General features: G+C 74.3%; 2 protein-coding genes (1 of these 2 running past the window's edge). Both read left to right on the forward strand.

All coding sequences use genetic code 11. The annotated features are described in order from the left end of the window. Positions 1-13,157, forward strand: partial view of an SDR family NAD(P)-dependent oxidoreductase gene (locus ACF073_RS34875; protein ID WP_392075486.1) — the 3' portion only. The gene continues 2,887 nt to the left of window position 1, outside the view; the window shows 13,157 of its 16,044 coding nt (coding positions 2,888-16,044); its start codon lies off the left edge, out of view; its stop codon occupies positions 13,155-13,157. Between the two features lie 45 nt (positions 13,158-13,202). Further along, on the forward strand, positions 13,203-24,578 hold an 11,376-nt coding region (locus tag ACF073_RS34880), incomplete at its 3' end, for an SDR family NAD(P)-dependent oxidoreductase (protein WP_392075487.1).

Consider the following 24,578-nt stretch of genomic DNA (forward strand, 5'->3'; position numbering starts at 1 on the left):
AGACCGACGGTCTCGTCTTCACCTCCCGCCTCTCCCTGCGCACCCACCCCTGGCTCGCCGACCACGCCATGCAGGGCGTCGTCATCGTCCCCGGCACCGTCTACGTCGACCTCGCGGTCCGCGCCGGCGACGAGTTCGGCTGCGGCACCCTCGAAGAACTCGTCATCGAGGCCCCGCTGGTCCTGCCCGAACAGGGCGGCGTCCGCGTCCAGGTCGCCGTCGGCGGCGCGAGCCCCAACGGGTCCCGCACCGTCGACGTGTACTCGCTGCGCGAGGGCGGCGCCGACGACGGCCACGGCGAGTGGACCCGGCACGCCACCGGCCTGCTCTCCAGCGCGCCCGCCCAATTCACCACCCCCGCAGTCGACTTCGCCGCCTGGCCGCCGCCCGGCGCCGACCCCGTCGGCATCGACGACTTCTACGCCGGGCTCGTCGCCCGCGGCTACTCCTACGGCCCCGCCTTCCAGGGGCTGCGCGGAGTGTGGCGGCGCGGCGACGAACTCTTCGCCGAGGCCGCCCTGCCCGCGGACCACCGGGGCAACGCCGACAAGTTCGCCATCCACCCGGCCCTGCTCGACGCCGCGCTGCACACCAACGCCTTCGCCAACCCGGACGACGACCGCAACGTCCTGCCGTTCGCCTGGAACGGGCTCGTCCTGCACGCCGAGGGCGCCTCCGCCCTGCGGGTGCGGGTCGCGCCCGCAGGCCCCGACGCCCTCTCGTTCCAGGCCACCGACGAGACCGGCGCCCTCGTTCTCACCATGGACTCCCTGGTGTCCCTCCCGGTCTCCGCCGAACAGCTCGGCGCGGCGGCCGGCGGCGACCGGGACGCCCTGTTCGCCGTCGACTGGGTGCGGCTGCCCGCCTCCGAGGACGTCACCGCCGCCCCCGCCTGGGTGCCCGTCACCGACGCCGCCGCCGTCACCGCCCTCGCCGCCCGCGAGAGCGCCCCCGGCGCCGCGATCCTCGACGCCTACAGCGACGGCGCCGACGCCCAGACCCTCACCTGGCGCGTCCTGAACGTCCTCCAGGCCTGGCTGGCCACGCCCGGCCTGGAGGCCGCCCGCCTTGTGGTGGCCACCCGGGGCGCGGTCGCCGCCGGCGGTGACAGCGCGGTCACCGACCCGGCGGGCGCCGCCGTCTGGGGCCTCGTCCGCGCCGCCCAGGCCGAGAACCCCGAGCGGGTGATCCTGGTCGACCTCGACCCGGCCGCGGCCACCGGCGCGGGCCCCGTCCTCGCCCGGCTCCTCGCCGCCGGCGAACCGCAGCTCGCCGTCCGGGGCACCGCCCTGTCCGCGCCCCGCCTGGTCCGCGCCGAATCCGCCGGCACCGACGAGCCCGCCGGCACCGACGAACCCGCCGCCGAGCGGCCCGCCGCTTTCGACACCGAAGGCACCGTCCTGATCACCGGCGGCACCGGCTCGCTCGGCGCGCTCGTCGCCCGGCACCTCGTCGCCCGGCACGGCGTACGCCACCTGGTGCTGGCCGGCAGGCGCGGACCCGACGCCGCCGGGGCAGCCGAGCTGACCGCCGAACTGACCGGCCTCGGCGCCGCCGTCTCCGTCGTCGCCTGCGACGTCTCCGACCGGGACGCCGTCGCCGCGCTGCTGGACGCCGTCCCCGCCGCGCACCCGCTGACCGGCCTGGTGCACCTCGCCGGTGTCCTGGACGACGGTGTGATCGGCGCGCTGACCGAGGAACGGATCGCCGGCGTCTTCGGCCCCAAGGCCACCGCGGTACGGCACCTGGACGAGCTGACCCGGGAACTTGCGCCCGGCCTGCGCTCGTTCGTCGTCTTCTCCTCCGCCGCCGCGCTGCTCGGCTCGGCCGGCCAGGGCAACTACGCGGCCGCCAACGCCTTCCTGGACGCCCTGATGGCCCACCGCAGGGCGGCCGGACTGCCCGGCGTCTCCCTGGCCTGGGGCCTGTGGGAGCAGAGCACCGGCCTCACCGCCCACCTCAGCGAGACCGACCAGGCCCGGATGAGCCGCGGCGGTGTCCTCGCCCTCACCCCCGAGGAGGGCCTCGCCCTCCTCGACACCGGCCTGCACAGCGAACGCGCCCTGCTGGTCCCGATCAAGCTGGACCTGCGCGCACTGCGCTCCGACGCGGCCTCCGGCGGCACCGTGCCGCATCTGCTGCGCGGCCTGGTCCGGGCCGGCCGGCGCTCCGCCCGGGCCGCGGCGGGCGACGGCAGCGGACTCCTGCGCCGCCTCGCCGGACTGCCCGAGGCCGACCGGGACGCCGTCCTGCTGGGCATCATCCAGGCCGAGGCCACCGCCGTCCTGGGCTTCAGCGGCCCCGAACTCGCCCAGGGAACACGCGGGTTCGGCGACATCGGCTTCGACTCGCTCACCGCGATCGAACTGCGCAACCGGCTCTCCGCCGCCACCGGCGTCAAGCTCCCCGCCACCCTCATCTTCGACTACCCCACCCCGGTGGCGCTCGCCCGCCATCTGCGGGAGGAACTCGGCGAGAGCACGGCGGACGCCGCCGCACCGGTCGTGGTCGCCACCGACCCGGACGAGCCCATCGCGATCGTCGGCATGGCCTGCCGGCTGCCCGGCGGCGTCCTCGACCCGGACGGCCTGTGGCGGCTCGTGCGCGAACGCCGCGACGGCATCACCGAGTTCCCCGACGACCGCGGCTGGAACCTGGACGAGCTGTTCGACGCCGACCCCGACAAGGCCGGCACCTCCTACGTCCACAAGAGCGGCTTCCTGCACACGGCCGCCGAGTTCGACGCCGAGTTCTTCGGTATCTCGCCGCGCGAGGCGCTGGCCATGGACCCGCAGCAGCGGCTGCTCCTGGAGGCGACCTGGGAGGCCCTGGAGAGCGCGGGCGTCGACCCGAGCGCCACCCGCGGCGCCGACATCGGCGTCTTCTCCGGCGTCTCCATCCACGACTACCTGGAGTCCCTCAGCGACATGCCCCCCGAGCTGGAGGGCTACGTCACCACCGCCACCGCGGGCAGCGTGGCCTCGGGCCGGGTGTCGTACGTCTACGGCTTCGAGGGCCCCGCCGTCACCGTGGACACGGCCTGCTCCTCCTCCCTGGTCGCCATGCACCTCGCGGCCCAGGCCCTGCGGGCCGGCGAGTGCTCCCTCGCGCTGGCCGGCGGTGTCGCCGTCATGGGCTCCCCGATCGGAGTGCTCGGCATGTCCCGGCAGCGGGGCCTCGCCGCCGACGGCAAGGTCAAGGCCTTCTCCGAGGGCGCCGACGGCACCATCCTCTCCGAGGGCGTCGGCATCGTCGTCCTGGAACGCCTGTCCGAGGCCCGCCGCAACGGCCACCAGGTGCTCGCGGTGGTCCGGGGCAGCGCGGTCAACCAGGACGGCGCCTCCAACGGCCTGACCGCCCCGAACGGCCCCTCGCAGCAGCGGGTGATCCGCCGGGCGCTGGCGTCGGCCGGGCTCGCCGCGTCGGACGTGGACGCCGTGGAGGCACACGGCACCGGCACGGCCCTCGGCGACCCGATCGAGGCCCAGGCCCTGCTCGCCACCTACGGCCGCGACCGCGAACAGCCGCTGTGGCTCGGCTCGTTGAAGTCCAACATCGGCCACACGCAGGCCGCCGCCGGTGTCGCCGGCGTCATCAAGATGATCCAGGCCATGCGCCACGGCGTCCTGCCGCCCACCCTGAACGTCACCGAACCGACCCCCCAGGTCGACTGGTCGGCCGGAGCCGTGGAACTGCTCACCGAGGAACGGGAGTGGCCCGAGACCGGCCGGCCGCGCCGGGTCGGCGTCTCCTCCTTCGGTATCAGCGGCACCAACGCCCACCTCATCCTCGAACAGGCACCGGAGGACCCGGCCGCGAAGCCGGCCGCCCCGGCCGACGGCCCGGTGCCGCTGGTGGTCTCCGCCGCGTCCGAGGGCTCGCTCGCCGGACAGGCCGAACGGCTCGCCGCGTTCGCCGGCGCCACCGACGCGTCCCTCGCGGACATCGCAGCCGCCCTGGTGACGCGCCGGGCGGCACTGTCCGAGCGGGCCGTGGTCGTCGCCGGCTCCCGGGAGGAGGCGGTGGCCGCACTGGCCGCGCCGGCCCGGGGCGAGCCGGCGGCCGGACTGGTCACCGGCAGCGCCGGCCCCGCCGGCCGGACCGCCCTGGTCTTCCCCGGCCAGGGTTCGCAGTGGACCGGGATGGGCCGCGAACTGCTGGAGACCTCACCGGTGTTCGCGGAGCGGATCGCGGAGTGCGCCCGCGCCCTAGAACCCTGGGTGGACTGGGACCTGACGGCGGTGCTGCGCGGGGACGCCGACGCCGATCTCGTCGCCCGGGTGGATGTCGTGCAGCCGGCGAGCTTCGCGGTGATGATCGGTGTCGCCGCCGTCTGGGCCTCCGTCGGGGTCGTACCGGACGCGGTGGTCGGCCACTCGCAGGGCGAGATCGCCGCCGCCTGCGTGGCGGGCGCGCTGTCGCTGGAGGACGCGGCCCGGATCGTGGCCGTACGCAGCCAGGTGATCGCCGTTCAGCTGGCGGGCCGGGGCGGGATGGCCTCGGTGGCCCTGCCCGAGGCCGACGCGGCCGCACGGATCGCCGCGTGGGCTGGGCGGGTCGAGGTCGCCGCCGTGAACGGTCCCGCTTCGGTGGTGATCGCCGGTGACGCCCAGGCACTGGACGAGGCACTGGCCGCCCTGGAGGCCGACGGCGTCCGGGTGCGCCGGGTCGCCGTGGACTACGCCTCCCACACCCGGCACGTGGAAGCCATCGAGGACACGCTCGCCGAGGCACTCGCCGACGTACGCGGACAGGCGCCGCTGGTGCCGTTCCTCTCCACCGTCACCGGCGAGTGGGTCCGCGACGCGGGCGTCCTCGACGGCGGCTACTGGTACCGCAACCTGCGGAGCCGAGTCGGCTTCGGACCGGCCGTCGCCACCCTCCTCGCCGAGGGCCACACGGTCTTCATCGAGTCCAGCGCCCACCCCGTCCTCGTCCAGCCGATCAACGAGATCGTCGACGAGACGCGCGCCGAAGCCGTGACCACCGGCTCCCTGCGCCGCGACGAGGGCGGACTGCGCCGGCTGCTGACGTCCATGGCCGAGGTCTTCGTCCGGGGCGTCGCGGTCGACTGGACCGGCGTGCTGCCCGAGGGCGCCGGCGACACCCACGTGGACCTGCCGACGTACGCCTTCGACCACCGCCACTACTGGCTGAAGACCGCCCCCGCCGTGGACGCCGCCTCGCTCGGGCAGGCCGCGGCCGACCACCCCCTGCTCGGCGCGGTCGTCCCGCTGCCCCAGTCCGAGGGCCTCGTCCTCACCTCCCGCCTCTCCCCGCGCACCCACCCCTGGCTGGCCGACCACGTCGTCGGCGGGGCGGTCGTCGTCCCCGCCACCGCCCTGGTCGAACTGGCCCTGCGCGCGGGCGACGAGGCCGGCACCGCCGCACTGGACGAACTGACCGTCGAGACACCGCTGGTGCTGCCCGAGGAGGGCGGCCTGCGCGTCCAGGTCGCCGTCGGCGGCCCCGACGACACCGGCGCGCGGACCGTCGACATCTACGCGGCCGCCGAGTCCGCCGGGGCCGCCGTATGGACCCGGCACGCCACCGGACGGCTGTCGCCCGCCCCGGCCACCGCCCCCGCGGCGAGCGCCGACCTGACGCTGTGGCCGCCCACCGGCGCCCGCCCCGCCGGCACCGACGAGCTCTACGCCGACCTGCTCCGCCTCGGCCACCCCTTCGGCCCCGCCTTCCAGGGCGTACGGACCCTGTGGCGGCGCGGTGACGAGGTCTTCGCCGAGGTCGCCCTCGACGAGGACCAGCGGGCGGGCGCCGAGCGGTTCGGGATCCACCCCGCGCTGCTCGACGCCGCCGTCCAGTCCGGGCTGCGGCACGCGGCCGCGGCCGACACCGAGGGCGCCGGGCAGCGGCTGTGGCAGCCCGCCCAGTGGCAGGGGCTGACCCTGCACGCCACCGGCGCGACCACGCTCCGCGTCCGGCTCGCCCCGGCCGCGTCCGGCCGGCTCGCGCTGGAGGCGGCCGACGAGGCCGGCGGTCTCGTCGTGACCATGGACGCCCTGGGCTTCCTGCCCGTCTCCGCCGACCAGCTGACGGTGACCGCCAGGGACGGCGGCCACTCCCTGTACCGCGTCGACTGGACCGAACTGCCCGCACCCGCCGCCGAGGCCCAGCAGGCACCGCAGTGGGTGCCGCTGTTCCACGCGGACGAGATCGACCTCCTCGCCGGCGCGGCGACCGGCCCCCTGGTCGCCGTGGTCGAGGCCGTCACCGCCGACGGCACGGCCGGCGCCGCCCGGTCCGGGACCGACCGCATGCTGGCCATGCTCCAGGCCTGGTTCGCCGCACCCACCCTGGAGGACTCCCGGCTGGTGGTGCTGACCCGGGGGGCCGTGCCCGCCGGCGGCGACAGCACGGTGACGGACCCGGCCGGTGCCGCCGTCTGGGGTCTGGTCAGGGCGGCCCAGGCCGAGAACCCCGGCCGGATCGTCCTGCTCGACACCGACACCGACCTGGACATCGCCTACGGCACGGCCGTCGAACCGCTGCTCGCCACGGTCCTCGCCTCGGGCGAGCCGCAGGTGGCGGTGCGGGGGCCGGTGCTGTCGGTGCCGCGTCTGGTGCGGGCGGCCGAGGGCGGTCCCGCGGTGGAGTTCAGGGCCGAGGGGACGGTGCTGGTCACGGGTGGTACCGGTTCGCTGGGCGCGCTGGTGGCGCGGCATCTGGTGGTGCGGCACGGTGTGCGGCATCTGGTGCTGGCCGGCCGTCGGGGTCCGGCGGCGGAGGGTGCCGCGGAGCTGGCGTCGGAACTGTCCGCTCTGGGTGCCGAGTCGGTGTCCCTCGTGGCCTGTGATGTCTCGGACCGTGCGGCGGTGGCCGAGCTGCTGGACTCGGTCCCGGCCGAACACCCCCTCACGGGCGTCATCCACACGGCCGGTGTCCTGGACGACGGCGTGATCAGCGCCCTCACCCCCGACCGCATGGCGGCCGTCTTCGGCCCGAAGGCCGAGGCCGCCGCACACCTGGACGAGCTGACCCGGCACCTGGACCTGACGGTCTTCGCCGTCTACTCCTCCGGCGCCGGCCTGTTCGGCTCGGCGGGCCAGGGCAACTACGCCGCCGCCAACGCCTACCTCGACGGCCTGATGGCCCGCCGCCACGCCGCCGGACTGCCGGCCGTCTCCCTGGCCTGGGGCCTGTGGGAGCAGAGCAGCGGCCTCACCGCCCACCTCAGCGAGACCGACCAGGCCCGGATGGGCCGGGGCGGCGTACGCGCCCTGACCCCCGAGGAGGGCCTCGCCCTCTTCGACACGGCCCTCGGCGCCGGCCAGGCGCTCCTCGTCCCGATCAAGCTGGACCTGCGGGCCGCCCGCGCCGACGCCGCCGCCGGCGGCACCGTACAGCCCCTGATGCGCGGCCTGATCCGGGTCACCCGGCAGGCCGCCCGGACCACGGCGGCGGCCCGCGGCGGCGGCCTGGCCGACCGGCTCGCCGGGCTCGACCCGGCCGGGCAGGAGGCGCTGCTGCTGGACGTCGTCCGCGGCCAGGTCGCCACCGTCCTCGGCCACGCCGGAGCCGACCAGGTCAGGGCGGACAAGGCGTTCAAGGACGCCGGCTTCGACTCCCTCACCTCCGTCGAACTGCGCAACCGCATCCGAGAGGCCACCGGCCTCAGCCTGCCGACGACCGTCGTCTTCGACTACCCGACCCCGCTCGCCCTCGCCCGCCATCTGCACACCCACTTCGGCCAGGTGACCGCCGCACCGGCCGCGCCGGAACCGGCCCTCGCCACCGCCGACCCCGGCGAGCCGATCGCGATCGTCGGCATGGCCTGCCGGCTGCCCGGCGGCGTCACCAGCCCCGAGGGCCTCTGGACACTGGTGTCCGAGGGCCGCGACGCGATGTCCGGCTTCCCGTCCGACCGCGGCTGGGACCTGGAGGGCCTCTTCGACTCCGACCCCGCACGCGTCGGGACCTCCTACGTGGACCAGGGCGGCTTCCTCTACGACGCCGGCCTGTTCGACGCGGCCTTCTTCGGGATCTCGCCGCGCGAGGCGCTGGCGATGGACCCCCAGCAGCGGCTGCTGCTGGAGACGTCCTGGGAGGCGCTGGAGCGGGCGGGCATCGACCCGCTGACGCTGAAGGGCACCGATGTCGGCGTGTTCTCCGGCGTGATGACCCAGGGCTACGGGTTCGGCGGCGAACTCCCGCCGGAACTCGCCGGGTTCACGGCGACCGGCTCCGCCGGCAGCGTGGCCTCCGGCCGGGTGTCGTACGTCTTCGGCCTGGAAGGCCCCGCGGTGACCGTGGACACGGCCTGCTCCTCCTCCCTGGTCGCCATCCACCTCGCCGCGCAGGCCCTGCGCAACGGCGAGTGCTCCATGGCCCTGGCCGGCGGCGCGACCATCCTCGCCAACCCGTACACCTTCGTGGAGTTCTCCCGGCAGCAGGCCCTCTCGCCCGACGGCCGGTGCAAGGCGTTCTCCTCGTCCGCCGACGGCACCGGCTGGGCCGAGGGCGCCGGCGTCATCGTCCTCGAACGCCTCTCCGAGGCGCGGCGCAAGGGCCACCAGGTGCTGGCGGTGGTCCGGGGCAGCGCGGTCAACCAGGACGGCGCCTCCAACGGCCTGACCGCCCCCAACGGCCCCTCCCAGCAGCGGGTGATCCGCAAGGCGCTGGCGAGCGCGGGGCTCGCGGTGGGCGACGTCGACGCGGTCGAGGCGCACGGCACCGGCACGGTCCTCGGCGACCCGATCGAGGCCCAGGCCCTGCTCGCCACCTACGGCCAGGACCGTGAAGAGCCGCTGTGGATCGGCTCGGTGAAGTCCAACATCGGCCATGCCCAGGCCGCCGCCGGTGTCGCCGGTGTCATCAAGACGGTCGAGGCGATGCGGCACGCGACCCTGCCCCCCACCCTCCACGTCGACCAGCCGTCGACCGAAGTGGACTGGTCGGCGGGCGCGGTGGAGGTGCTCACCGAGGCCCGGCCCTGGCCGGAGACCGGTCGCCCGCGCCGCGCCGGTGTCTCCGCCTTCGGCGTCAGCGGCACCAACGCCCACGTGATCCTGGAACAGGCCCCGCAGGAGCCCGCTGTCGAGCCGGTGCCTTCGGCCGACGGGGTGCTGCCGGTGGTCGTGTCGGCGCGCAGCACGGGCGCGCTGGCCGGACAGGCGGGACGGCTCGCCGCCTTCGTCGGCGGGACCGGCGCGTCGCCGGCGGCCGTCGCGGGCGCCCTCGTCGCCCGGCGCGCGGTGCTGCCCGAGCGGGCCGTGGTCGTCGCCGAGACCCGGGAGGAGACGGTGGCGGGACTCGCGGCGCTGGCCGCCGGCGAGCCGTCGCCGGTCGTCGTCACCGGCTCCGAGAGCACCGGCGGCACGGTGTTCGTCTTCCCCGGCCAGGGCTCGCAGCGCCTGGGCATGGGCCGTGAACTGTACGACCGCTACCCGGTCTTCGCCCGCGCGCTGGACGACGCCTGCGCCGCACTGGACGCGCGGCTGGCCGGCTGGGCGGACCACCCCGTCAAGGACGTGGTCTTCGGCGACGTCGGCAACGCGGGCGCCGGCCTGCTGGACCAGACGGTCTTCACCCAGGCCGGGCTGTTCGCCGTGGAGTCGGCCCTGTACCGGCTCGTCGAGTCCTGGGGCGTACGGCCCGACGTCGTGGCCGGACACTCCATCGGCGAGGTCGTCGCCGCCCATGTCGCCGGGGTGCTGTCCCTGGCGGACGCGGCGGCGCTGGTCGCGGCCCGCGGCCGGCTGATGCAGGCCCTGGCGCCGGACGGGACGATGGTCGCGGTCGCCGCCACCGAGGCGGAGATCGCGGAGTACCTCGGCGCCGGCGTCGACCTCGCCGCGGTCAACGCGCCCGGCTCGGTGGTCCTCTCGGGTGACGAGGGAGCCGTCCAGGCCGTCGCGGAGAAGCTCGCCGAGCAGGGCCGCAGGACCAAGCGGCTCACCGTCTCGCACGCCTTCCACTCGGCGTTGATGGAGCCGATGCTGGCCGACTTCGCCGCTGCCCTGTCGGGGCTGGCCTGGAACGAGCCGTCGATCCCGGTGGTGTCGAACGTGACGGGCCGGCTCGCCGAGCCGGGCCAGCTGACCGACCCCGCCTACTGGGTGGACCACGTCCGCCGTCCGGTCCGCTTCGCCGAGGGCATCGCGGCGTCCGAGGGGTCTGTGTTCCTGGAGCTGGGCCCCGGTGGTGCGCTGACCGGTGCGATCGCCGAGTCCGCCGCCGAGGACGCGGTGAGCGTCCCGGCCCTGCGGGACGAGCGCGGCGAAGCACAGACGCTGCTGCTCTCCGTGGCGGAGCTGTTCGTGCGCGGGGCGAAGGTCGACTGGGCGGCTGTTCTCCCCGAGGGCGCCACGAAGACCCCTGTGGACCTGCCGACGTACGCCTTCGAGCACCAGCACTACTGGCTGCGGACGGCCGCCACCACGGACGCGGTCGCCCTCGGCCAGAGCACGGCGGACCACCCGCTGCTCGGCGCGGTGGTGGAGGTGCCCGAGACCGGCGGAGTGCTCTTCACCTCCCGGCTCTCCCTGCGCACCCACCCCTGGCTCGCCGACCACACCATCGGCGGAGTCGTCCTGGTACCCGGCACCGGCCTGGTCGAACTCGCCGTCCGGGCCGGCGACGAGGCCGGCTGCGCGGCACTCGACGAACTGGTCATCGAGGCACCCCTGGTCGTACCCGAGCAGGGCGGTGTCCGGGTCCAGGTCGCCGTCGGCGGACCGGACGAGGACGGCCTGCGCACCGTGGCCGTCTACTCGGCCCGCGAGAACACCGCGGGCGAGATCGGCACCGACTCCTGGACCCGCCACGCCACCGGCACCCTGACCGCGGCCGCGGCCGAAGCCCCCGCCTTCGACACCGCGGTCTGGCCGCCGGCCGGCGCCGAACCGGTCGACCTCGACATCAGCTCCTTCTACGCGGATCTGCTGAGCCACGGCTACGCCTACGGCCCCGCGTTCCAGGGCCTGCGCGCGGTGTGGCGGCGCGGCGAGGAGATCTTCGCCGAGGTCGCCCTGCCGGACGAGCAGCGCGACGAGGCGTCCCGGTTCGGCCTCCACCCCGCCCTGCTGGACGCGGCCCTGCACACCGACGCCTTCGCCCAGCCCGACGACGGACACAACGTCCTGCCGTTCTCCTGGAACGGACTGGTCCTGCACGCGGCGGGCGCCGCCGCCCTCCGGCTGCGCATCGCACCGCGCGGCACCGACGCGCTCTCCCTCGTCGCCGCCGACGCGGGCGGCGATCTCGTCCTCAGCGTCGACTCGGTGACCTTCCGCCCGGTCGACGTCGAGCGGCTGGACGCCGCGGCGACGGCCGACGGGGACCGCGACGCGCTGTTCGCCGTCGACTGGACCGAACTGCCCGCACCCGCCCGGGCAACCGGCACGGCACCCGCCTGGACGCCGGTCGCCACCGCCGCCGAGGTCACCGCGCTGCGCGACCAGGTGCCCGAGGCGGCCGTCCTGGAGCTGCGGGGCGACGCCGACGGAGACACGGAGGCGCTCGCCCGGACCACCACGGCACTGGAGGTCGTCCAGGCGTGGCTCGCCGACGAGGCGTTCGAGGACGCGCGGCTGCTGGTGGTCACCCGGGGCGCGGTGCCCGCGGGCGGCGACAGCGCGGTGACCGACGCGGCCGGTGCGGCCGTCTGGGGTCTGGTCAGGGCGGCCCAGGCCGAGAACCCCGGCCGGATCGTCCTGATCGACCTGGACCCGGCCGCCGATGAACCCGTCGACGACCTCGTCGCCACGGTCCTCGCCTCCGACGAGGCCCAGGTGGCGGTGCGGGGGCCGGTGCTGTCGGTGCCGCGTCTGGTGCGGGCGGCCGAGGGCGGTCCCGCGGTGGAGTTCAGGGCTGGGGGGACGGTGCTGGTCACGGGTGGTACCGGTTCGCTGGGCGCGCTGGTGGCGCGGCATCTGGTGGTGCGGCACGGTGTGCGGCATCTGGTGCTGGCCGGCCGTCGGGGTCCGGCGGCGGAGGGTGCCGCGGAGCTGGCGTCGGAACTGTCCGCTCTGGGTGCCGAGTCGGTGTCCCTCGTGGCCTGTGATGTCTCGGACCGTGCGGCGGTGGCCGAGCTGCTGGACTCGGTCCCGGCCGAACACCCCCTCACGGGTGTCATCCACACGGCCGGTGTCCTGGACGACGGCGTGATCAGCGCCCTCACCCCCGAGCGTCTCAGCGGAGTGTTCGCACCCAAGGTGAGCGCCGTACGGCACCTGGACGAACTGACCCGGAACCTGGACCTGACGGCCTTCGCCGTCTTCTCCTCCGGCGCCGGCCTGTTCGGCTCGGCGGGCCAGGGCAACTACGCCGCCGCCAACGCCTACCTGGACGCGGTCGCCCACCAGCGCCGCGCGGCCGGCCTGCCCGCCACCTCGCTGGCCTGGGGCCTGTGGGAGCAGTCCAGCGGCATGACCGCCCACCTGGGCGCGGCCGACCAGGCCCGGATGAGCCGGGGCGGCGTCCTGCCGATCGGCCCCGACGAGGGCATGCGGCTCCTCGACTCGGCCCTGGACACCGGTGCGGCCCTGCTCGTCCCCATCAAGCTGGACCTGCGCGCCCTGCGCGCCGACGCGGCAGCGGGACGCCCCGTGCAGCCCCTGCTGCGCGGACTGGTCCGCACCGGCCGCCAGCCGGTCCGCGCCACAGCGGGGGACGGCACCGGCGGACTCACCCGCCGGCTCGCCGGGCTCGACCAGGCCGAGCAGGAGGCCCTGCTCCTGGACCTCGTACGCGGCCATGTCGCCACCGTCCTCGGCCACGCGGGCGCGGAGAACGTCGGCCCCGAGACGGCGTTCAAGGACACCGGTTTCGACTCGCTCACCTCCGTGGAACTGCGCAACCGGCTCCGCGAGACCACCGGACTCAAGCTGGCCGCGACGGTCGTGTTCGACTACCCGAACCCGCTCGCCCTGGCCCGCCACCTCCACGCGGAACTGGGCACCACCAACGATGCCCTGACACTGGTGCACGAAAAGATCGAAGACATCGAGTCGCTGATCGCCGGACTGCTTGCCGACGAGTCCAAGAAGGCCGACATCGTGCTTCGCCTCCAGGGCCTGGTCGCGAAGTGCAACGGAACCGTCGAGGAGACCCAGGGTTCCGCCGTCGCGGACCAACTGGAATCCGCCTCCGCCGATGAGGTCCTCGACTTCATCAACGACGAACTCGGAATCTCCTGACCGTCACGTTTCGCGGACCGTCACACCTTCGGTGAGGAATGGAAGATGGCCACAGAGCAGGAACTCCTCAAGTACCTCAAGCGCGTCACGACCGAACTGCACGACCTGCGCCAGCAGGTCCGGCGGAGCGCGGACGAGCCGGTCGCGATCGTCGGCATGGCCTGCCGGCTGCCCGGCGGCGTGACGACGCCGGAGGAGCTGTGGCGTCTGGTCGCCGAGGGCCGGGACGCCGTGTCCGACTTCCCCGCCGACCGTGGCTGGGACCTGGACGCGCTGTTCGACGACGACCCGGACAAGACCGGCACCACCTACGCCCGCCAGGGCGGATTCCTGCGCGATGCCGGCCTGTTCGACGCCGAGTTCTTCGGTGTCTCGCCGCGTGAGGCGCTGGCGATGGACCCCCAGCAGCGGCTGCTGCTGGAGACCTCGTGGGAAGCGCTCGAACAGGCCGGCATCGACCCGCTCTCGCTGAAGGGCGCGGACGTCGGCGTCTTCAACGGCATCATGGGCGTCGACTACTTCATCGGCGGCAACCTCCCGCCGGAACTGGAGGGCTACGCCGGAACGGGCGGCGCCTCCAGCGTCGCCTCCGGCCGCATCTCCTACGTCTTCGGCTTCGAGGGCCCGGCCGTCACCGTGGACACGGCCTGCTCCTCCTCCCTGGTCGCCATCCACCTCGCCGCGCAGGCCCTGCGGCGCGGCGAGTGCTCGATGGCCCTGGCCGGCGGCGCGACCGTCATGGCCACCCCGCACACCTTCGTGGACTTCTCCCGGCAGCGGGGCCTGGCCTCGGACGGCCGCTGCAAGTCCTACGCCGACTCCGCCGACGGCACCGGCTGGGCCGAGGGCGCGGGTGTCGTCGTCCTCGAACGTCTCTCGGAGGCACAGCGCAAGGGCCACCGCGTGCTCGCGGTGGTGCGGGGCAGCGCGGTCAACCAGGACGGCGCCTCCAACGGCCTGACCGCGCCGAACGGCCCCTCGCAGCAGCGGGTGATCCGCAAGGCCCTGGCCGCGGCCGGTCTCACCCCCGCCGACGTGGACGTGGTCGAGGGCCATGGCACCGGCACGGTCCTCGGCGACCCCATCGAAGCGCAGGCCCTCCTCGCCACCTACGGCCAGAACCGCGAACAGCCTTTGTGGCTGGGCTCGTTGAAATCCAACGTCGGCCACACCCAGGCCGCCGCCGGCGTGTCCGGCGTGATCAAGATGGTGCAGGCACTGCGCCACGGCATCCTGCCCGCCACCCTGCACGCCGAAGAGCCCAGCACCCGCGTCGACTGGGACGCGGGCGCGATCCGGCTCCTCCACCACACCGGCCCCTGGCCGGAGACCGACCGCCCGCGCCGGGCCGGCGTGTCCGGCTTCGGAGTCAGCGGCACCAACGCCCATCTGATCCTGGAGCAGGCGCCGGAGGAGTCCGCTGTCGAGCCGGTGGTTTTGGTCGACGGGGTGGTGCCGGTGCTGGTGTCGGCGCGGAGCAAGGGCGCGTTGGCCGGGCAGGCCGGGCGGCTGGCCGCTTTCGTCGGTGGGACCGAGGCACCGTTGACGGTTGTCTCGGGGGCGCTCATTGCCCGGCGGGCGGTGCTTTCTGAGCGTGCTGTGGTGGTCGCTGGTTCGCGTGAGGAGGCGGTGGCGGGTCTTGAGGCGTTGTCGGCGGGGGAGTCGTCCCCGGTCGTGGTCTCGGGGTCGGATGCCGGGGGCAGGACGGTGTTCGTGTTTCCGGGTCAGGGTTCGCAGCGGGTGGGGATGGGCCGGGAGTTGTATGGCCGGTATCCGGTGTTCGCGCGGGCGTTGGACGAGGCGTGCGCGGCGTTGGACGCGCGGCTGAGCGGCTCGGTGGAGCACTCGGTGAAGGATGTGATCTTCGGCGGGGGTGAGGGTGACGGTCTGCTTGATCAGACGGTGTTCACCCAGGCCGGACTGTTCGCGGTGGAGTCGGCTCTGTTCCGGCTGGTGGAGTCCTGGGGCGTACGGCCGGATGTGGTGGCCGGGCACTCCATCGGCGAGGTAGTTGCCGCGTATGTGGCTGGTGTGTTGTCGCTGGAGGATGCGGCGGCGTTGGTGGCCGCGCGTGGTCGGTTGATGCAGGCGCTGCCCTCGGGTGGCGCCATGGTCGCGGTCGCGGCGACCGAGGCGGAGATCGCTGAACACCTCGGTGATGGGGTGGACTTGGCCGCGGTGAACGCGCCTGGTTCGGTCGTCCTGTCCGGGGAGGAAATGGCCGTTCTGGCTGTGGCGGAGAAGCTGCGTGAGCAGGGCCGCCGGGTCAAGCGATTGACGGTCTCGCATGCCTTCCATTCGGCGTTGATGGAGCCGATGTTGGCCGACTTCGCGGCTGCTCTGTCGGGGCTGGCCTGGAACGAGCCGTCGATTCCGGTGGTGTCGAACGTGACGGGCCGGCTCGCCGAGCCGGGCCAGTTGACCGACCCCGCCTACTGGGTGGACCACGTCCGCCGTCCCGTCCGTTTCGCCGAGGGCATCGCGGCGTCCGAGGGGTCTGTGTTCGTGGAACTGGGCCCCGGTGGTGCGCTGACCGGTGCGATCGCTGAGTCGGCCGCCGAGGACGCGGTGAGTGTCCCGGCTCTGCGGGACGAGCGTGGCGAGGTGCAGACGCTGCTGCTCTCCGTGGCGGAGCTGTTCGTGCGCGGGGCGAAGGTCGACTGGGCGGCTGTTCTCCCCGAGGGCGTCACCGAGGCTCATGTGGACCTGCCGACGTACGCCTTCGACCACCAGCACTACTGGCTCCGCATGTCGGAGTCGGTCGTCGACGCGGCGGCCCTGGGGCTGGTCGGTGCCGGGCATCCGCTGCTCGGCGCTGTGGTCCAGTTGCCGCAGTCGGACGGCCTTGTCCTCACCTCCCGGCTCTCCCTGCGCACCCACCCCTGGCTGGCCGACCACGCCGTCGGCGGCGCGGTCGTCGTGCCCGGTGCCGGACTGGTCGAACTCGCCGTCCGCGCCGGTGACGAGGTCGGCTGCGGAGTGCTGGACGAACTCGTCATCGAGGCTCCGCTCATCCTGCCCGAGCAGGGCGCCGTACGTGTGCAGATCACCGTCGGCGGGCCGGACGAGACCGGATCCCGCAGCGTGGAGGTGTACGCGGCCCCCGACGACACCGAGGGCGGTCAGGCCGCCTGGGCCCGGCACGCCACCGGCATCCTCGCGCCGGCGACCGGCGAGGCCGTGACCGGAGCGCTCGGCACCGGCGCCTTCGACTTCACCGCCTGGCCCCCGGCCGGAGCGCAGCGGGCCGGCACGGATGATCTGTACGCCGATCTGATCGCCCACGGCCACGCCTACGGCCCGCTCTTCCAGGGCCTGCGCGGGCTGTGGCGGCGCGGCGACGAGCTGTTCGCCGAGGCGGCTCTCGCGGAGGAGGACCAGGCCGAGGCCGACCGGTACGGCGTGCACCCGGCGCTGCTGGACGCCGTCCTGCACCCGGCCGTCCGGGAGGCCGTCGCGGGTGACGACGCCGAGGTGTGGCAGCCGCTGGAGTGGAACCGGGTCGTCCTGCACGCCACGGGCGCCAGCGTGCTGCGCGCCCGGCTCGTCCGGTCCGCCCCCGGCGTCCTGTCGATCGAGGCCGCCGACGAGACCGGCGGCCCCGTTCTGACGGCCGACGCCGTGACCCTGCGGCCCGTCTCCGCCGACCGCCTGGCGACGGGGGACACCGCACCGGGTGCGGCCGACGCACTGTTCCAGGTGGAGTGGACCGAGCTGCCCACGCCCCGGCAGGCAGCGGCGGCACCGGAGTGGGTCACACTGTCCGACCCGAGCGGTGTCACGGCCCTCGCGGCCGGCGCCGCACCGCCGGCCGTCGCCGTGTTCGACTGCCGCGCCGACGGCGCTGACGGCGCTGACGACTCGGCGGCGCTCACCCTGACCGGCACGGCCCTGCACATCCTCCAGTCCTGGCTCGCTGAACCTGGGCTCGAAGCAACGCGCCTCGTCGTGCGTACGCGGGGTGCGGTGCCCGCCGGTGGTGAGGGGGCGGTGACGGACCCGGCGGCGGCTGCCGTCTGGGGTCTGGTCCGGGTCGCCCAGGCGGAGAACCCCGACCGGATCGTCCTGCTCGACACGGACGGGCCGCAGGACGACGAGACCTTCGCCTCCCTGCTCGCCGCCGCCCTCGCGACCGGCGAACCGCAGCTGGCCGCCCGCGGCACGACACTGTCCGCGCCGCGCCTCACCCGCCCTGCCCGCCCCGCCCGTCCCGAACCGGCCGCCGCGCCCGCCGTCTTCGACCCGCAGGGGTCGGTGCTGGTCACGGGTGGTACGGGTGCGCTGGGCGCGTTGGTGGCGCGGCATCTGGTGGTGCGGTACGGGGTGCGGCATCTGGTGTTGGCCAGTCGTCGGGGTTCGGCGGCGGAGGGTGCCGCGGAGTTGGCGGCTGAACTGTCGGGTCTTGGTGCGGAGTCCGTGTCCGTCGTGGCTTGTGATGTCTCTGACCGAAGTGCTGTGGCGGAGTTGCTGGGGGCGGTGTCGCGGGAGCGTCCGCTCACGGGTGTGGTGCACACGGCTGGTGTTCTGGACGACGGTGTGATCGGCGCGCTGACGCCCGGGCGGCTGGCGGGTGTGTTCGCACCCAAAGCCGGCGCGATCGCGCACCTGGATGAGCTGACCCGTGAACTGGCCCCGGAACTGGCCGCGTTCGTGGTGTTCTCGTCGGCTGCCGGGGTGTTCGGGTCGGCCGGTCAGGGCAACTATGCGGCGGCGAACGCGTATCTGGACGCGGTGGTGCAGCGCAGGCGGGCGGCCGGGCTGTCGGGTGTCTCGCTGGCCTGGGGCCTGTGGGAGCAGGCCACCGGCATGACCGCCCACCTCGACACCGTGGACCAAGCCCGCATCAACCGCGGCGGATTCCAGGCGATCGGCTCCGACGAGGGCCTGGCCCTCTTCGACGCGGCCCTGCACACCGGCGACCCCCTGCTCGTCCCGATCAAACTGGACCTGCGCGCCATACGCGCCGAGGCCGCGGCCGGCGGTGACATACCGTCCCTGCTGCGCACCCTGATCCCGCACAGCCGCCGCGCCGCCGCCCGCATCGCCGCGGGCCGCGGCAGCGGCCTGGCCGGCCGGCTCGCCGGTCTGACCCCGGCCGAGCAGGACGCCCTGCTCCTGGACCTGGTCCGCACCCATGTCGCGACCGTGCTCGGTCACGCCGGCCCCGAGAAGGTCAAGGCCGAGAAGGCGTTCAAGGACGCCGGCTTCGACTCCCTCACCGCCGTACAGCTGCGCAACCGGCTCCGCGAGGCCACCCGGCTGAGCCTCCCCGCGACCCTCGTCTACGACTACCCCACCCCGCTCGCGCTCGCCCGCTTCCTGCGCGCCGAGCTGGACGGGCTGAGCGGGGACGCCACCGGCGCGGTCGCACCCACGGTCGTCCTGGCCGACCCGGACGAGCCGATCGCCGTAGTCGGCATGGCCTGTCGGCTCCCGGGCGGCGTCAACAGCCCCGAGGAACTGTGGCAGTTGGTGTCCGAGGGCCGCGACGCCATCTCCGGTTTTCCCGCCGACCGCGGCTGGGACGTGGACGACCTCTTCGACCACGACCCCGACAACATCGGCACGTCCTACGTCGACCAGGGCGGCTTCCTGCACGAGGCAGGCCAGTTCGACGCTGGCTTCTTCGGTATCTCGCCGCGCGAGGCCCTGGCGATGGACCCGCAGCAGCGCCTGCTCCTGGAAACGTCCTGGGAGGCCCTGGAGCGGGCCGGCGTGAACCCGGCCGCGCTGCACGGCACCGACGTCGGTGTCTTCTCCGGCGTGATGACCCAGGGCTACGGCATCGGCGGCGACATCCCGCCCGAGCTGGGCGGCTTCACGGCCACCGGATCCGCGGTGAGCGTGGCCTCGGGCCGCGTCTCGTACGTCTTCGGCTTCGAGGGCCCGGCGGTCACCATCGACACCGCCTGCTCCTCGTCCCTGGTCGCGATGCACCTCGCGGCCCAGGCCCTGCGCAACGGCGAGTGCTCCCTCGCCCTCGCGGGCGGCGCGACCGTCATGGCCACCCCGGGCACCTTCGTGGAGTTCTCCCGGCAGCGGGCCCTCGCCCCCGACGGCCGCTGCAAGGCCTTCTCCTCGACAGCGGACGGCACCGGCTGGGCCGAGGGCGTCGGCGTGATCGTCCTGGAGCGTCTCTCGGAGGCGCGCCGCAAGGGGCATCACGTCCTCGCCGTGCTGCGCGGCAGCGCCATCAACCAGGACGGCGCCTCCAACGGCCTGACCGCCCCGAACGGCCCCTCGCAGCAGCGGGTGATCCGCCGGGCCCTGGCGGCCTCCGGGCTGACCGCGTCGGACGTGGACGCCGTGGAGGCGCACGGCACCGGCACGGCCCTCGGCGACCCGATCGAGGCCCAGGCGCTCCTCGCCACCTACGGCCGCGACCGCGAAGTGCCGCTGTGGCTGGGCTCGGTGAAGTCCAACATCGGTCACACGCAGGCCGCGGCCGGTGTCGCCGGTGTCATCAAGATGGTCGAGGCACTGCGCCACGGTGTGCTGCCCCCGACCCTGCATGTGGCGGAGCCCACCCCCCAGGTCGACTGGTCGGTCGGTGCCGTCGAACTGCTCACCGAAGCTCGCCAATGGCCCGAGACCGGCCGGCCGCGCCGGGTCGGCGTCTCCTCCTTCGGACTGAGCGGCACCAACGCCCACCTCATCTTCGAACAGGCACCCGAGGAGCCGGCCACGGCTTCTGAGGCGTACGACGGTGTGGTGCCGGTGGTGGTGTCGGCTGCGTCGGCGGGGTCGCTTGCGGGTCAGGCGGAGCGGCTGGCTGCGTTCGTCGGTGACGCGGCTGTGTCGCTCGTCGAGGCCGCGGGTGTGCTGTCGGCTCGGCGGGCGGTGTTGTCGGAGCGGGCCGTGGTGGTCGCGGGTTCGCGTGCGGAGGCGGTGGCGGGGCTCGCGGGGCTGGCTCGGGGCGAGGCCGGGGCTGGTGTGGTGAGTGGTGCCGCGGGTTCCTCCGGTCGGACGGTGTTGGTGTTCCCGGGACAGGGTTCGCAGTGGACCGGTATGGGCCGCGAACTGCTGGAGACGTCACCGGTGTTCGCGGAGCGGATCGCGGAGTGCGCCCGCGCCCTCGAACCCTGGGTGGACTGGGACCTGACGGCGGTGCTGCGCGGGGACGCCGACGCCGATCTCGTCGCCCGGGTGGATGTCGTGCAGCCGGCGAGCTTCGCGGTGATGGTCGGTGTGGCCGCTGTGTGGGCGTCCGTGGGGGTCGTACCGGACGCGGTGGTCGGGCACTCGCAGGGTGAGATCGCCGCTGCGTGTGTGGCGGGTGCGTTGTCGTTGGAGGACGCGGCGCGGATCGTTGCGGTGCGCAGTCGGGTGATCGCCGGTGGGTTGGCGGGTCGGGGTGGTATGGCCTCGGTGGCGCTGTCCGAGGCCGACGCGTCCGCACGGATCGCCGCGTGGGCTGGGCGGGTTGAGGTCGCTGCGGTGAACGGTCCTTCGTCGGTGGTGATCGCCGGTGACGCTCAGGCGCTGGACGAGGCGCTGGCCGCTCTGGGGGCCGATGGGGTGCGGGTGCGGCGGGTGGCGGTGGATTACGCCTCTCATACGCGTCATGTCGAGGCGATCGAGTCGTCGTTGGCCGAGGCGTTCGCGGAGATTGGCAGTCAGGCGCCGGTGGTGCCGTTCTTCTCGACGGTGACCGGTGAGTGGGTGCGTGAGGCGGGTGTTCTGGACGGCGGGTACTGGTATCGCAACCTGCGCGGTCAGGTGCGTTTCGGCCCGGCCATCGCTTCTCTCCTCGCCGAGGGGCACTCGGTGTTCATCGAGTCCAGTGCGCACCCGGTGCTCGTTCAGCCGATCAACGAGATCGTGGACGAGAGGGAGTCCGAGGCGGTTGTCAGCGGTTCGTTGCGGCGTGATGAGGGCGGACTGCGGCGGCTGCTGACGTCGATGGCCGAGGTGTTCGTCCGGGGCGTTGCCGTCGACTGGACGGGTGTGCTTCCCGAGGGTGTCGAAGACGTGCGGCTTGAGCTGCCGACGTACGCCTTCGACCACCGTCACTACTGGCTGAAGACCGCTCCCGCGACCGACGCCACCGCCCTCGGACAGGCCGGGGCCGACCACCCCCTGCTCGGCGCGGTCGTCGAAGTGCCGGAGACCGGCGGGGTGCTGTGCACCTCCCGGCTGTCCTTGCGCACGCATGCCTGGCTGGCGGACCATGCGGTGGGCGGGGCGGTGCTGGTTCCCGGCACCGGGCTCGTGGAGCTGGCCGTGCGGGCCGGTGACGAAGTGGGCTGCGGAGTCCTGGACGAGCTGGTCATCGAGGCCCCGCTGGTGCTGCCGGAGCAGGGCGGGGTGCGCGTCCAGGTCGCCGTCGGCGGACCGGAGGAGACGGGGGCCCGGACGGTCGCCGTGTACTCGGCGCCCGACGACGCCACCGGAGACGTGGGCGCCGACGCCTGGACCCGGCACGCCACCGGCACGCTCACCGCACCGGCCCCGGCCGACTCGGCCGAGCCGGACCCCGACCTCGCCGTGTGGCCGCCCACCGGCGCGCGAGAGGTGGACGTCGCCGGCGGCTACGAGCTGCTGGCCGCTGCCGGTTACGGCTACGGGCCGGTGTTCCAGGGCGTACGAGCCCTGTGGCGACGCGGTGACGATCTCTTCGCCGAGGTCGCGCTGCCCGAGGACCAGCGGGCCGGTGCCGCCCGCTTCGGCATCCATCCGGCCCTGCTCGACGCCGCGCTGCACCCCGCGATGCTGGATGTGGCGCTCGCCGACCCCGAGGGCGAGAACCGCACCGACGACGGCACCGGCGTCCACCTCCCGTTCGGCTGGAACGGGCTGCGCCTGCACGCGGCCGGTGCCGCCGTGCTGCGCGTACGCCTGACCCGGTCCGCGCCGGACGCCCTGTCCCTCGAAGCGGCGGACGAGACCGGCGCCCCGGTGCTCACGCTGCGCTCGCTGGTCTCCCGGTCCGTCTCCGCCGACCAACTCGGCGCGGCGGCGGACGACGGCCGGCAGTCCCTCTTCCGCGTCGAGTGGACAGAGCTGCCCGGCACCACGGAGCCGGGCCTGGAACTGCCGCCCGCCTGGGTGCCGATCACCGAGCCCGCCCATGTGGCCGCGCTGACCGACGGCTCGGGCGTGCCCCCGGTCGTCGTCCTGGAAGCCCTGGAGGCCCTGGAGGCCGGCCGTAGCGAGGCCGCGGACGACAGCGCGGCGCTGGCGCTCACGGGCCGTGTCCTGGAGATCGTCCAGGCGTGGCTGGCCAGTCCCGGACTGGAGGCCGCCCAGCTGGTCGTCGTCACGCGGGGTGCGGTGCCCGCCGGTGGTGAGGGGACGGTGACGGACCCGGCGGCGGCTGCCGTCTGGGGTCTGCTCCGGGTCGCCCAGGCGGAGAACCCCGACCGGATCGTCCTGCTGGACACGGACACCCCCGCGGGCACCGACGTCGAGCCGCTGCTCGCCGCCGTACTGGCCGCGGGCGAACCCCAGGTCGCCGTGCGCGACACCCGCCTCCTGGCCCCCCGGCTCGCCCGCGCGACCGCGCCCGCCGTCCGGGAACCGGTTGTGGACACACGGTTCGACGAGACCGGATCGGTACTGATCACGGGTGGCACCGGCGTGCTCGGCGCGTTGGTGGCGCGGCATCTGGTGGTGCGGTACGGGGTGCGGCATCTGGTGTTGGCCAGTCGTCGGGGTTCGGTGGCGGAGGGTGCCGCGGAGTTGGCGGCTGAACTGTCGGGTCTTGGTGCGGAGTCCGTGTCCGTCGTGGCGTGTGATGTCTCTGACCGGGTTGCTGTGGCGGAGTTGCTGGGGGCGGTGTCGCGGGAGCGTCCGCTCACGGGTGTGGTGCACACGGCTGGTGTTCTGGACGACGGTGTGATCGGCGCGCTGACGCCCGGGCGGCTGGCGGGTGTGTTCGCACCGAAGGTGCCTGCGGTCACGTACCTGGATGAGCTGACTCGTGAACTGGCGCCGGAACTGGCCGTGTTCGTGGTGTTCTCGTCGGCTGCCGGGGTGTTCGGGTCGGCCGGTCAGGGCAACTATGCGGCGGCGAACGCGTATCTGGACGCGGTGGTGCAGCGCAGGCGGGTGGCCGGGCTGCCGGGTGTCTCGCTGGCCTGGGGCCTGTGGGAGCAGGCCACCGGCATGACCGCCCACCTCGACACCACCGACGAGGCACGGGTGGGCCGCGGTCGCAGCCAGACCATCGCCTCCGACGAGGGCCTCGACCTGTTCGACGCGGCCCTGCGTATCGGCGACCCCCTGCTCGTCCCGATCAAACTGGACCTGCGGGCGATGCGCGCGGACGCCGCAGCGGGCCGTGGTGTACAGCCTCTGCTGCGCGGACTGGTCAAGGTGCCCCGGCAGACCGCCCGGGCAGCAGCCGCCGCCGACGGCACCGGCGAACTCGCCCGTCGGCTCGCCGGACTCGGTGCGGCGGAGCAGGAGACGCTGCTGCTCGATCTGGTGCGGACGCACGCGGCGACCGTGCTCGGGCACGCCGGCCCGGAGGGCATCAAGCAGGAGACCGCCTTCCGTGACTCCGGGTTCGACTCGCTGACCTCGGTCGAGCTGCGCAACCGGCTGCGCGAGGCGACCGGCCTCAAGCTGCCCGCCACCGTCGTCTTCGACCATCCCACCCCGCTCGCCCTGGTCCGCCATCTGCAGGAGGAACTGGGCGACACGGTGGCGACGGCCTCCGCACCTGGCACGCCGGTCACGCTCGCCGATCCGGACGAGCCGATCGCGATCGTCGGCATGGCCTGCCGGCTGCCGGGTGGCGTCAACAGTCCCGAGGACCTGTGGCAGTTGGTGTCCGAGGGCCGGGACGCGATGTCCGGTTTCCCCGACGACCGAGGCTGGGACCTGGAGGGCCTGTTCGACTCCGACCCCGACAAGGCCGGCACGTCGTACGTCGACCAGGGCGGCTTCCTGCACGAGGCGGGCCAGTTCGACGCCGGCTTCTGGGGCATCTCGCCGCGTGAGGCGCTGGCGATGGACCCCCAGCAGCGGCTGCTGCTGGAGACCTCGTGGGAGGCGCTGGAGCGGGCGGGCATCGATCCGCTGTCACTGAAGGGCACCGATGTCGGTGTCTTCTCCGGCCTGATGGGCCAGGGCTACGGCTCCGGCGGTGAGATCCCCGCCGAACTGGAGGGATTCGTCACCACCGGAGCCGGCAGCAGCGTGGCCTCGGGCCGGGTGTCGTACGTGTTCGGTTTCGAGGGTCCGGCCGTCACCGTGGACACGGCCTGCTCCTCGTCCCTGGTCGCGATGCATCTCGCGGCCCAGGCCCTGCGCGGCGGCGAGTGCTCGCTCGCCCTGGCCAGCGGCGCGGCCGTCATGTCCAGCCCCGGCGCCTTCGTCCAGTTCTCGCGGCAGCGGGGTCTGGCGTCGGACGGCCGGTGCAAGTCGTACGCGGATGCCGCGGACGGTACGGGCTGGGCCGAGGGCGCGGGCGTG

The organism is Streptomyces sp. NPDC015171 (assembly GCF_043079545.1).
Classification (GTDB): domain Bacteria; phylum Actinomycetota; class Actinomycetes; order Streptomycetales; family Streptomycetaceae; genus Streptomyces.